Genomic DNA, 13,257 nt, shown 5'->3' with positions numbered 1-13,257 from the left:
CCAAGATTTTTCGATAATTTCGTGAAGGATTTCTGAGGGACAGTCTCAGCACTCGGTGTGGATAGTCGGCGCATTGAGTGCCGCTGGTTTTGTAAAATGTCATGATTGATTAAATGGTGTTCGAACGTGCGTGGTGCAATCGCGCTGCTACGCTCGCGCACCATGAAGCAAAGGAAGTGTGCGCTGATGATCGTCAGTGGGGTCCTGGCCGCGACCGGCTGCGGACCCGATGACGTCGGGGTCGAGGACGATGAGGCCGGCGAGATCGGGGGAGAGACAGACTCGACAACGGGGAGTGAGGACGAAAGTGGCCCCGGAGACGAGGGCAGCTCGGAGGACGATGTTGGTTCGGAGGGGGAGAGCGGCTCGGAGGACGATGTCGGTTCGGAAGGGGAGAGCGGCTCGGAGGGCGAGGGCGGCTCGGAAGGGGAGAGTGGCTCGGAAGGCGAGGGTGGCTCGGAAGGCGAGGGGGGCTCGGAGGGGGAGGGCGGCTCGGAGGGCGAGAGCGACACGGATGGGCCGGGCCCGGAGCCCTCGACCCTGAGCCTGAGCTTCTCGGCCATCAAGCAGTTCGACTTCGAGTGGACGGCGTCGCCCGACGCGGACTTCTACCGCCTACTCGAGCAGGACGATGGCCCCTTCGTGCAGCTGGGTGAAGACCTCGAGCAGACTTCGCTGAGTCTGACGATGCCGCTGCACGCGAAGTTCGGGGCGACCTACGTGCTCCAGGCCTGCAACGCTGACGGCTGCACGGACTCGGAGCCGCTGGTGGTCGAGGATCACATGGTCGAGGCGATCGGCTTTTTCAAGGCCTCGAACGCCAGCGAAGGCGACGTGTTTGGGGCGTCGGTCTCGCTGAGCGCAGACGGCACCATGATGGCGGTGGGCGCCACGGGCGAGGATGGGGGGGTGCCGGGGAGCAATGGGGATCAGCAAGACAACTCGTCCACGCAGTCGGGCGCGGCCTACGTGTTCCGCCACGATGCGCAGCAGGGCTGGATCCAAGAGGCCTATATCAAGGCTTCGGACCCCGCGTCGTGGGACCGATTCGGGTGGAGGGTAGCGCTGAGTGCAGATGGCAACGTGTTGGCCGTCGGCGCCCCCGCCTATGTGGACTCGCTGGGCAACACGGTCGGTGCGGGGACAGCCTATGTGTTTCGTCGCGATGGCCAGGCGGGCTGGAGCGAGGAGGCCACCTTGCATGCTGCCGAGCCAGATGCGGAAGACATGTTTGGGGCTGACCTGGCGCTCAGCGGCGACGGCGAGACCCTGGCGGTTGGCGCTTTTCGTGAGGACAGCGGGGCGACGGGGATCAATGGAGACCAGACAGGTGACTCGGCCCTGGATTCCGGAGCGGTCTACGTGTTCCGTCACAGCGGACAGGGCTGGGAGCAGGAGGCCTACGTCAAGGCCTCGAACACCGACGACGGAGACGACTTTGGGGTCAGCGTGGCGCTGAGCGATGACGGGAACACGCTCGCCGTAGGCGCTGACATGGAGGACAGCGGGGCGACGGGCATCGACGGGGACCAGGGAAATCACGTGAGCGGGTACGATTTTGGGGCGGTGTACGTGTTTCGCCGAGACGCGCAGACGGGTTGGACACAAGATGCCTACGTCAAAGCCGCGACCATGGATCTGGGTGACAAGTTCGGCAGGAGCGTCGCGCTCAGCGGCGACGGTGAGGTACTGGTTGTGGGCGCCGTCGGTGAAAACGGCGGAGACACCGGTCTCGACGGCCAGGACTGGGACAACACGACGTTGGATGCGGGCGCGGCGTATGTGTTTCGTCGAGACGAGCAGGTGGGGTGGGCGCAGGAGGCCTACGTCAAGGCGACGAGGACGTTCTTGGGCGCCGAGTTTGGTGGCGAAGTGGCGCTGAGCGCCGATGGGCGCTGGCTGGCTGTCACCGCCTTGAGCGAGGGGATGAAGGTGATGGGGGTCGGGGGGAGCGGACAGGTCGAGAGTCTGGACTTTGCTGGGGCGGCCTACGTCTACCACGATCTCGAGGGCGAGGGCTGGGTCGTGGAGTCCTACGTCAAGGGCCCATTGGCAGACGACTATGACTTTTTTGGGTACGAGATTGGGCTGAGCGGTGATGGCGGGGTGATGGCGGTGGGCACAATAGGGGAGGGGAGCGTCACGCAGGGGATCGGTGGGGACTTCAGCGAGGGCGCGGCGTACTCGGGCGCGGTCTATCTCTACTGACCGGGCGTCGTCTTCGATAGCCGACGACTGGGTGCTCGCAGGTGATCGAGAGCGGTCACTTGCGAGCGCTCCTTTGTCGTATGCGATGGCGTCGAATGATTCGATTTTAGGTTTGTCGGCGCGCTCGAGCGGCTCGTGTCGTGTTGGATGATTTGAGTGTTCGATGCATGGAAATCGAGTGCATGGTTTGAATGTGCTGCTACGCTGGCTCCCAATGATGCGAGGGAAATCTGCGCTGTTTCTGAGTGGTTGCTTGAGCGTGGTCGGCTGTGTGCCCGAAGGCGGCGGCGCCGAAGACGACGAGGTGGGGGAGAGCGGAGCAGAGACTGACTCCGAGGGCGAGGAGGAGAGCGGCGCCGAAGGCGAGAGCGGCTCGGAGGGCGAGAGCGGCTCGGAGGGGGAGAGCGGCTCGGAGGGGGAGAGCGGCTCGGAGGGGGAGAGCGGCTCGGAGGGGGAGAGCGGCTCGGAGGGGGAGAGCGGCTCGGAGGGCGAGGGCGGCTCGGAAGGCGAGAGCGACACGGATGGGCCGGGCCCGGAGCCCTCGACCCTGAGCCTGAGCTTCTCGGCCATCAAGCAGTTCGACTTCGAGTGGACGGCGTCGCCCGACGCGGACTTCTACCGCCTACTCGAGCAGGACGATGGCCCCTTCGTGCAGCTGGGGGAAGATCTCGAGCAGACTTCGCTGAGTCTGACGATGCCGCTGCACGCGAAGTTCGGGGCCACCTACGTGCTCCAGGCCTGCAACGGCGACGGCTGCACGGACTCGGAGCCGCTGGTGGTCGAGGATCACATGGTCGAGGCGATCGGCTTTTTCAAGGCCTCGAACACCGGCGAAGGTGACGGGTTCGGGGGCGCGGTAGCGATGAGCGCCGACGGCAGCATGCTGGCCGTCGGCGCGCCCTATGAAGACAGTGGGGCGGCTGGGATCAATGGGGATCAGCAGGACGACTCGATCCAATGGGCGGGAGGGGTCTATGTGTTTCGCCTCGACGAAGAGCAAGGCTGGATTCAGGAGGCCTACGTCAAGGCCTCGAACCCTGGACAGAACGATCGCTTTGGGGGGCGGGTGGCGCTGAGCGCCGACGGGACGGTGCTGGCCGTCGGCGCTGGATTGAAGGATGGGCCCGAGGGGGAGGACGCGATGGGGGCCGCGTACGTGTTTCGCCGGGACGATCAGGCGGGCTGGGAGGAGGAGGCCTTCCTGCGCGCCTCGAACGGGGAGGGGGGCGACTACTTTGGGTGGCGGGTGGCGCTGAGCGGTGACGGCGAGACCCTGGCGGTGGGCGCGATCCTCGAAGACAGCGCCGCGCAGGGCATCGACGGGGACAAGACGGACAACGCGTCACCGGCGGCCGGAGCGGTCTATGTGTATCGCCATGATGGGGGGGGCTGGACGGAGGAGGCCTACGTCAAGGCCTCGAACATGGGTGCCGGGGACCAATTTGGTGAGAGCGTGGCGCTGAGCGGAGATGGCAGCATGCTCGCGGTGGGCTCGATCCTGGAGGACGGAGGGACGACGGGGGTCGGCGGGGACGAGGCGGACAATTCGACTGAACAGTCCGGGGCGGTGTACGTGTATCGCCGAGACGAGCAGACGGGTTGGGCGCAGGAGGCCTACGTCAAGGCCTCGAACACCAACCTTGGGGACCGCTTCGGGACCGTCGTGGCGCTCGGGGCCGAAGGCGACGTGTTGGCGGTGAGCGCCATGCGTGAATGTGGCGGCGGTGAGGGTGTCGATGGCTTCGACTGGGACAACTCGCTCAATGCATCGGGGGCGGCGTATGTGTTTCGCCGGGACGAGCAGACGGGGTGGGCGCAGGAGGCCTACGTCAAGGCCTCGGACCCGGGCGAAGAGGAGCTCTATGGACAGAGCCTGACGCTGAGCGGCGATGGGCGCTGGCTGGCCGTTGGCTCGATCTACGAGATGAGCGGCGCCGAAGGGGTGGGGGGGGACGACTCGCTCAGCGGAGCCTCAGCCGCCGGGGCAGCCTACGTCTATCATGACCTCGAAGGCGAGGGCTGGGTCCTGGAGTCCTACGTCAAGGCCGCGAACACCGAGAGCGAGCAGGGCTTTGGATTGAGCATGGCCCTGAGCCACGACGGCGCCGTCTTGGGCGTGGGTGCCGGATGGGAGGGGAGCGGCTCGCAGGGCATCGGTGGAGACGCCAGCGGCTATGGCGCGGAGGCCTCGGGCGCGGTCTACCTCTACTGACCGGACGTCGTCTTCGATAGCCGACGACTGGGTGCTCGCAGGTGATCGAGAGCGGTCACTTGCGAGCGCTCCTTTGTCGTATGCGATGGCGTCGAATGATGCGACTTTAGGTTTTTCGGCGCGCTCGAGCGGCTCGTGTCGTATTGGATGATTTGAGTGTTCGATGCGTGGAAATCGAGTGCATGACTGGAATGCGCTGCTACGCTGTGTGCCATGATGCACCATGAGTCGGCGTTATTGTTGAGTAGCTGCTTGGTCGTCGTTAGTTGTGTGCCCGAAGGCGGCGGGGCCGAAGACGACGAGGCGGGGGAGAGCGGAACACAGACAGACTCCGAAGACGAGAGCAGCTCGGAGGAAGAGAGCGGCTCGGAGAGCGAGAGCGGCTCGGAGAGCGAGAGCGACACGGATGACCCGGGCCCGGAGCCCTCGACCCTGAGCCTGAGCTTCTCGGCCATCAAGCAGTTCGACTTCGAATGGACGGCGTCGCCAGGCGCGGACTTCTACCGCCTGCTCGAGCAAGACGACGGTCCCTTCGAGCAGCTGGGGGAGGACCTCGAGCAGACCTCCCTGAGCCTGACCATGCCGCTGCACGCCAAATTTGGGGCCACCTACGTGCTCCAGGCCTGCAACGGCGACGGCTGCACGGACTCGGAGCCGCTGGTGGTCGCGGATCACATGATCGAGGCGATCGGCTTCTTCAAGGCTTCGAACGCCAACGAAGGCGACGGGTTCGGGGGCGCGGTAGCGATGAGCGCCGACGGCGGCATGCTCGCCGTCGGCGCTCCCCATGAAGACGGCGGGGATCCGCAGAACGACACCGGGGCGGTCTACGTGTTTCGCCTCGACGAAGAGCAGGGCTGGATTCAGGAGGCCCACGTCAAGGCCTCGAACCCTGGGCAGAACGATCGCTTTGGGTTGCGGGTGGCGTTGAGCGCCGATGGGATGGTGCTGGCCGTCGGCGCTGGATTGAAGGACGGGCCCGAGGGGGAGGACTCGATGGGGGCCGCGTACGTGTTTCGCCGAGACGTGCAGGCGGGCTGGGAGGAGGAGGCCTTTTTGCGCGCCTCGAACGGGGAGGGGGGCGACTACTTTGGGTGGCGGGTGGCGCTGAGCGGTGACGGCGAGACCCTGGCAGTGAGCGCGATCCTCGAAGACAGCGCCGCGAAGGGCATCGACGGGGACAAGACGGACAATTCGTCACCGGCGGCGGGGGCGGTCTATGTGTATCGCCATGATGGGGGGGACTGGACGGAGGAGGCCTACGTCAAGGCCTCGAACACGGGCGCCGGGGATCAATATGGCGAGAGCGTGGCGCTGAGCGGAGATGGCAGCATGCTCGCGGTGGGCTCGATCCTGGAGGACGGAGGGGCGACGGGGGTCGGCGGGGACGAGGCGGACAATTCGGCTGAAGATTCTGGGGCGGTGTACGTGTATCGCCGAGACGAGCAGACGGGGTGGGGGCAGGAAGCCTACGTCAAGGCCTCGAACACCGACGCTGGGGACGTGTTCGGGACCGTCGTGGCGCTCGGGGCCGAGGGCGACGTGTTGGCGGTGAGCGCCATGCATGAAGACGGCGAGGGCGCGGGCGTCGATGGCTTCGACTGGGACAATTCGCTCGACTTTGCGGGGGCGGCGTATGTGCTTCGCCGGGACGAGCAGATGGATTGGGCGCAGGAGGCCTACGTCAAGGCCTCGACCCCGGGCCACGGGGATTTCTTTGGCTGGAGCCTGACGCTGAGCGGCGACGGGCGCTGGCTGGCCGTAGGTTCGGTCTTCGAGACCGGCGGCGCCAAGGGGGTCGGTGGAGACGACTCGCTCAGCGGAGCCTCCACCGCCGGGGCGGGCTACGTCTATCATGACCTCGAAGGCGAGGGCTGGGTCCTGGAGTCCTACGTCAAGGCCACGAACACCACGAGCGATCAGGGCTTTGGGATGAGCATGGCCCTGAGCCATGACGGCGCCGTCTTGGGCGTGGGTGCGGGATGGGAGTCGAGCGGCTCGCAGGGCATCGGAGGTGACGCCAGCGGCAATGGCATGGAGGGGTCGGGCGCGGTCTACCTCTACTGACGCGCGTGCTCGTGAGTGGCCGAAGGGTCACTCGCGAGCAGCTCTTCGCCTGCGAGATGTGGGTCGAGCTGCGCAACTCGGAGCACAGCGTGGTTGAACGTTGGTCGTGGACGCCTATGGCCATTTTCCGCCTTGCTGCGAAAGCGACTTCGCTATCGAATTGGGAGCTCGATAAAGCAAAATTGGTGGTGCCTCGAACTCGAAAATTTATTTCCAAAACAAATAAATAGCCGCCAGATATTCTATTGGACCGAATATCTGGTGCTCGGGATCATGAGCCGTGACCGTAGATACCAAGCTGGAAATCCAATCCAAGCGCACGCGACCCTGGCTGCAAAACACCTGGTACGTGGCCGCGCTCTCCCAAGAAGTGGGCCCCGAGGCGCTCTTTGCCCGCACGCTGCTCGACACGCCGGTGCTCATCTATCGGCGGGAGGAGAACGGCGAGCCGGTGGCGCTGCACGACCGCTGCCCCCACCGCTTCGCCCCGCTGCACCGCGGCTGGCGAGAGGGAGACGACGTGGTCTGCATGTACCACGCGCTGCGCTTCGACTGCACGGGCACCTGCAACCACAACCCGCACGGAAAGGGCAAGATCCCGGTCCTGGCGCAGGTCCGCAGCTTCCCCCTGGTCGAGCGGGACGGCTTCATCTGGATCTGGATGGGCGACGAGCCGGCGGACATGTCCGCGCTGCCCGACTACGGCGAGCTCGTCAGCGGTCACCCCAACAGCGTCGGCTACACCTATATGCCGGTGGGCGCCAACTACCAGCTGATCACCGACAACGTCATGGACCTCAGCCACATCGATCACGTGCACGGCGAGATCATCACCACCCGCGGCCAGCTCACCCCGCTGATCCCCCAGGTGGCGCTCGGCGAGCGCTCGGTCAACGCGCGCTGGGAGTGGAGCCAGCAGCCGGCGATGATGATCTTCGCCAACTTTCTGCCCGCGCCCAGCGAGCCTGCGCGGCACTTCTTCGACATCACCTGGACCCCGCCCGGGCACATCCAGCTCTCGGTCGGGGCCACGCAGGAGCCTCGAAACGCCCTCGACCTCGACCACACCATCGGCCAGTACGACCTGCACACGGTCACCCCCGAGTCGATCGACCGCACGCACTACTTCTTCGCCACGCGCCGCAACCACCTGGAGGAGGACGCAGAGTACAACGCGCAGAAGATCGCGGGCATGCACGGGGCCTTTCAGGACGAGGACGTGCCCTTGATCGAGTCGGTGCAAGAGCGCATGGGGACCGACGATTTTTTTGGCCTCGAGCCGGTGCTGATGAGCAACGACGCCGCCGCGGCCAAGGTCCGCCGCAAGCTGCTGGAGATGCTGCGCGAGGAGGACCAGCGGCTCGGCTGAGCGCTGGCCTCCCTCCCAAGCTCAGTTGGCCAGCGCTCAGTCGGCGATCGTCTTGCGGTTGTCGTCCGGCTGGCGATCGATCAGCAGGTGACGCGGATCGATCCCGACCTCGGTCGGGCGCTCGTCGAGCGTGAGCGTCAGCTCGATCGTGTCGTCCTCGTCCAGCTCCGCCGAGGAGAAGCGGTGCAGCTCGAGGTAGATCGGCTCGTCGTCGACGAAGGCCCCGACCTCGATCCAGTCGTCGAGCTGCTCGGCCTCGGTCTCGACGCCCTTGCCGTCGGCGTAGAGCTTGCGGACCTGGAGCTTCAGGCGAAGCTCGAACTTGCCGTCGTCGCGCGCGCTGACCTCGGCCTCGAGGGTGCGGTTGTCGTGCAAGGTGATCTTCTCGAACATGTCCTCGAGCAGGTAGCGATACTTGTCCGGCGTCGCCCGCTTCAGGTGCTCGTAGAGCTCGTAGGACACGGTGAAGGGCGGCTCCTGGAAGCCGACCTCGGCGATGTAGTCGCTCAGCGCCTGGTTGAGCGCGTCTTCGCCGATGTACTCCTCGAGCGCGTAGAACACCAAGCTGCCCTTGTTGTAGTGGATGTACTGCTGGTTCTCGACGAGCAGCAGCGGCAGCTCCTCGATGCGCTCGCCGCCGCGCGCCCGGAGGTAGCGGTCGAGCTCGTACTCGAGGAACTTGGGCATCTTGTTTGGCCCGTAGTGGCGCTTCATGACCATCAGTGAGCTGTACTGGGCCAGCGACTCGGACATCAAGGTCGCGCCCTGGACGTCGGCGCCGATGACCTGGTGCGCCCACCACTGGTGCGCGACCTCGTGGCTGGTCACGTAGAACACGTAGTCGATGTCCTCGGGGTCGCTGGCGTCGGCGATGAAGCCGATGCTCTCCGAGTAGGGGATCGTGTTGGGGAAAGACTGGGCGAAGGTCGAGTACTGGGGGAATTCGAGGATCCGGACCTGGCGGTGCTGGTAGGGCGAGAACTCGACGGTGAAGTAGTCGAGGGACAGCTCGATCGCCTCGATCATCTTGTCGACGTTGGTGTCGTGGGCGTCGTGATAGAAGATCTCGATGGCCACGGGCTCGGTGTTGGCGCTGCCCTCCGGGGGCGTCCACTCGGCGCGCCGGACCTGGTAGCGGGCCGAGAGCACCGACCAGAAGTTCAAGATCGGCGCGTCCATCTCGTAGCGGAAGTAGCGGCGTCCGTCCTCGAGCCACTCCTTTTTCAGGTAGCCGGGGGCCACGGCGATCTGGTCCGGGGCCGTGGAGACCGTGGCCGCGAAGCTGATCCAGTCCGAGTCCTGGGAGAGATAGGTGTTCTGGCGCGCGAGCTGATCGTCGATCTTGGGCATGCGCAGGCGCTCGGGCAGGCCGTACTCGCGCCGCTTGGTCGGGTCTTCGATCTCGTACTGCCGCGCGTAGCCAAAGTAGGGCATGTAGGCGTAGCTGTTGAAGAAGGTCCCGTTGGCGACGAGCATGTTGTCGTTCGCGCTGTTGCCGAAGCCGCGCGGGTGCTTGCGATAGTCGTACTTCACCTCGAGCTGGTCGCCGGGCTGCATCGGCGTGGCGAGGTGATAGATGCGATAGCCGAGCACCTCGTCTTGGTGCTCGAGCGTGGCCCCAGGGATGTCGAGGAGGGCGATCTCGACCTCCGGGTCCGCGCTCGGCACGTGCAGCGTCTCGATCGCTTCGTCGCTCTCGTTGACGATCTGGAGCGTGCCGCGGACCTCGACGCGGCGCGCGTAGGGGTAGAGGTCGACCTCGACCTCGACGCCCACGACCCGCGGCTGGGCGAGGCCCTCGTACTGCTTGTACTCGGTCTCGTAGCGAACCTGGCGCTGCTCGGCCGCGTCGCTGGGCAGGTAGGTGTTGAGGACGTTGGTGTTGTAGTAGATGAAGGCGCCCGACCCCAGCCAGACCAGCGAGAGCGCGACGATGGCCGCGACGCGCCCGCGGGTCAGGCGAGCGCGGGCCATGGCGAGGCGGCGCTTGAAGGGGTTGTCGGTCCCGCGCACCCAAAACAGCTCGGCGATCATCACGAGCAGGCCCGCGACCGCGCCCCAGTAGATCGAGAACGCGATCTGGCCGGTGACGAAGTGGCCGTAGGCGTTCATGTCCGAGTAGGTCACGCCCGGGAAGCTGGCGAAGTTGTAGAGGTGGTGCTCGAAGTCGAGGGCTGGGAGCGCGGCCTGGGCGACGAAGATCAGGACCATGACCGTGTAGCCGAGGAAGCGGTGGTTGACGATGACCTGGGCGGCGACGGCCGCGACGCAGAGCACGGCCCAGACCTGGAGCTGAAACAGGAAGATGTCACACAGATAGAGGCCGAGTTCGAGGCGGGTGTAGCCCGCGTCGAGCTGGAAGCTGATCGTGGTCAGCATCGCCATCAGCAGCAGCAGGATCATCGCCACGACCATGGCCACGAGCTTGGCCACGAGCGGGACCCAGTTGGGCGTGGGCAAGGTGTCGTAGAGCTGGTCGAGCTTGTACTTGCGCTCGCGGTGGATCAGCTCGCCGGCGTAGAACACCAGCACGAGCAGCATGAACACCGACATCCCGCCCTCGATGACCGAGAGCATCAGGTGGGTGACGGGGAGCGTGGTCGTGCCGCCGCGCTGGATGAAGCCGGAGGTGGCGCCGAGGACGTTGCCGATGCCGAACAGCGCGATGACCACAAAGGGCGCGCTGCGCACGAGCGAGCGGACCTCGAAGCGGGTCTGAAAGCGCAAGGCCGCGAGCTGGGCGCGCAGGTCGTAGCGCGGGGTGAGCGTGGGCAGGGTCGAGCCTGCGCCCGCGTAGGCGCGCGGCGGTGCGCTGAGCTCGGCCGCGGCTGCGAGCTTGGCCTTGGCCTTGGCCGTGCGCGGACGCCTGCCCTCGATGCTCATGCGGTAGCGGGCCAGCGTCAGGCCGAGGATCGCCAGGCTGATGGCGATCCAGATCGCTCGGTTGGCGAGGATCTCCGCGCTGAAGGGCGCGGCGATCGTGTTCTTCTCGGCGGGGGTCCAGTAGCGGACCGAGTGGCCGTAGGCGCGGATCCCAAACGGCTCGCTGATCGCGGCGAGGAAGTCGTTGTCGAGGTTGTCGATGTAGTTGCCCGAGACCACGTAGAGGACCAGCAGCCCGAGCAGGGCCACGTAGCTGAACATGGTCCGGCGGGTGAGCGTGGCGACCGAAAACGAGATCGCGCCGATCAGCAGCAGGTTGGGGAACAAGAACACGACGAGGGCGTAGGCGTAGGGCGTCAGGCTCAGGCTGACGAGGCGCTCGGGGTCGTGCCAGGGCATCAGGCTAGCGAGCAGCGCGCCGACGGCCAGGCCGCTGATCATGAACCACGCCGCGAGCATCGAGCCGCTGAACCTGCCCAGGAGGTAGGGGAGCTTGCGCAGCGGTGAGGCGAAGAACAGGCCCTGGATGCCGTAGTCGGCGTCGCGGTTGACCGAGGCCGAGACGAAGGCGGTGGTGATCACCAACCCGAGCAGCAGGCAGTAGACCAGCAGCATGCGCATGAGCGCGACCGGGGAATTGAGCGCCACGACCCCGACGCCGCCGAAGGGGTTCATGCCGTCGGGGATCGCCACGGTCAAGAACGCGAACGCGAAGCACAAGCCGGTGAAGATCCACAGCGGCGGGTGCCGGCGGCGAAAGGCCAGCTCGAAGCGCAGGACGTCGAGGAGCTGGCTCATGCGGCCCCCGGCTGGGACTGGGGCTGGGGCTGGGGCTCGGACGCGCCCGCGGACTTTGTGTGGATCGTATGAAAGTAGACGTCCTCGAGCCGCGGCTCGACGGCCTGGAAGCTGTCCGTGGGCTGGGCGTCGGCGAATACGTGGATCAGCGTGCGCCCCGAGGACCAGCGCTTGGAGATGACCTCGTGCTCGCGCTCGTAGCTCTCGAGCTGCTCGCGGTCGATGATCGTCTTCCAGGTCTTGCCGCGCAGCCGGGCGATCGCGGCCTGCGGGGCGTCTTGGGCGAGCACCTGACCCTTGGCGATGATCGCCATGTTCGTGCACAGGTCGGCGACGTCCTCGACGATATGCGTCGACAAGATCACGACCACGTGCTCGCCGATCTCCGAGAGCAGATCCAAAAAGCGGTTGCGCTCCTCGGGGTCGAGGCCGGCGGTGGGTTCGTCGACGATGATCAGCCGCGGGTTGCCGAGCAGGGCCTGGGCGATGCCGAAGCGCTGGCGCATGCCGCCCGAGTAGCCGCCGAGCTTGTTCTTGCGCACCTCCCAGAGGTTGACGCGGTGGAGCAGGGCCTCGACGACCTGCTTGCGCTCGCCGCCGGTGATGCCCTTGAGCGTGGCGAAGTGGGTCAGCAAGGTCAGGGCGTCGACGTTGGGGTAGACACCGAAGTCCTGGGGCAGGTAGCCGAGCACCCGACGCACGCCCTCCTTGTTGCGCAGGACGTCGAGCTCGCCGAGGCGGATCGAGCCGGCGTCGGGGTCCTGGAGCGTGGCGATGGTCCGCATCAGCGTCGACTTGCCCGCGCCGTTGGGCCCGAGCAGGCCGAACATGCCCGTGGGGATCGTCAGCGAGACGCCGCGCAGGGCCTGGACGCCGTTGGAGTAGGTCTTGGACAGGTCTTCGATGACGAGGGAATTGCTCACGGTGCCTCGAAGCGACCGCAAGGGAGGTCGCGGGCCTCAGACTCGGCGAAGGGCGCCGATGTTTCCAAATTGTGCTCAGTTCTCCATGGGTCCCGTCCGCGTCCTGCTGGACGGGATCCATGGAGATGCCGGAGGGGCATGGCGCCCTTCGAGGGCTTCGCTAGCTGGCCTGGTGCTTCGCCAGATAGTCCTCGAGCCCAGCCCGGGCCTGGGTCTTGACCTTGTTTTGCAGCATCGAGGTCCAGCCCAGGAGCAGCCCCGCGGGGCCCAGGGCCTGCTTGGCCCAGCGGTGAAAGTCGAAGCGGTCGCGGTGCTCGATGATCAGGCCGTCGGCGAAGCGGAGCTCGGCCTCGACGACGTTATGGACCTTTCGCCCCGTCGTGGAGAGGGTGTACCAGGCCTCCCAGTGCGCCGAGCCGCGCTCGCCCTCGGCCTGGACCGCCGAGAACTCGAGCTTCAGGTCCTTGCCGCGCTCGACCAGCATGCGCCACATGCCGCAGGCCTCGCGAGCGTCGAGATCGCCAAAGGCTGGATCGGAGAAGCGGACCTGCGGGTGGTAGCAAGCGACCATGCCCTCGGCGTCGTGCTGGGAAAAGGCGGTGTAGAAGCGCTCGATGAGGGCGCGGTGGGTGGCGTTGTCGCTCATGGTGGAGACTCCTGCGTCGGGGCCTCGCTGGCCCGGCGCGGGTGGATCTCTAACATTTGTCGAGCGGGCGCGCGGCGGTGCGGCCGGAGCGGAGGAAAGTCGCGCGCTGGGGGCTGAGCGGGCTGCTTGGCACCTGGCTGTGCGCGGGGAG

General features: G+C 66.3%; 7 protein-coding genes. 4 read left to right on the top strand and 3 right to left on the bottom strand.

From position 1 onward, the window contains the following. Window positions 1-162 precede the first annotated feature (162 nt). From G6O69_RS00730 to G6O69_RS00715, 4 genes are all read left to right on the top strand, one after another. Window positions 163-2,208 carry an integrin gene (locus G6O69_RS00730; protein ID WP_172301551.1) on the top strand — a complete coding sequence of 682 codons (2,046 nt, stop codon included), beginning with the start codon at window positions 163-165 and terminating at the stop codon, window positions 2,206-2,208. A 217-nt stretch (window positions 2,209-2,425) separates the two neighbouring features. Next, window positions 2,426-4,420, top strand: coding sequence for an FG-GAP repeat protein (locus G6O69_RS00725; protein ID WP_217909738.1), 1,995 nt, complete (start codon window positions 2,426-2,428; stop codon window positions 4,418-4,420). A 213-nt stretch (window positions 4,421-4,633) separates the two neighbouring features. Continuing rightward, the gene (locus tag G6O69_RS00720) at window positions 4,634-6,487 is read left to right on the top strand and encodes an FG-GAP repeat protein (protein WP_172301547.1); all 1,854 of its coding nucleotides are present in this window, start codon (window positions 4,634-4,636) and stop codon (window positions 6,485-6,487) included. Between the two features lie 280 nt (window positions 6,488-6,767). Further along, window positions 6,768-7,856, top strand: a complete 1,089-nt coding sequence (locus tag G6O69_RS00715; RefSeq protein ID WP_217909737.1) for an aromatic ring-hydroxylating dioxygenase subunit alpha — start codon at window positions 6,768-6,770, stop codon at window positions 7,854-7,856. 36 nt (window positions 7,857-7,892) lie between these two features. On the opposite strand, the gene G6O69_RS00710 is transcribed toward G6O69_RS00715, so the two are convergent. The 3 genes from G6O69_RS00710 to G6O69_RS00700 form a co-directional block, all read right to left on the bottom strand. Then, window positions 7,893-11,537, bottom strand: a complete 3,645-nt coding sequence (locus tag G6O69_RS00710) for a M1 family aminopeptidase (RefSeq protein ID WP_172301545.1) — start codon at window positions 11,535-11,537, stop codon at window positions 7,893-7,895. Then, window positions 11,534-12,460, bottom strand: coding sequence for an ABC transporter ATP-binding protein (locus G6O69_RS00705; RefSeq protein WP_346016988.1), 927 nt, complete (start codon window positions 12,458-12,460; stop codon window positions 11,534-11,536). Before G6O69_RS00705 ends, G6O69_RS00710 begins: the two co-directional genes overlap by 4 nt. Window positions 12,461-12,620: 160 nt before the next feature. Then, window positions 12,621-13,106 carry a nuclear transport factor 2 family protein gene (locus tag G6O69_RS00700; RefSeq protein WP_172301543.1) on the bottom strand — a complete coding sequence of 162 codons (486 nt, stop codon included), beginning with the start codon at window positions 13,104-13,106 and terminating at the stop codon, window positions 12,621-12,623. Window positions 13,107-13,257: the final 151 nt, after the last annotated feature.

It is taken from the genome of Pseudenhygromyxa sp. WMMC2535 (assembly GCF_011083025.2).
The sequence above is the reverse complement of the archived record's forward strand: the minus strand, read 5'-3'. Positions and strand labels throughout refer to the sequence as shown.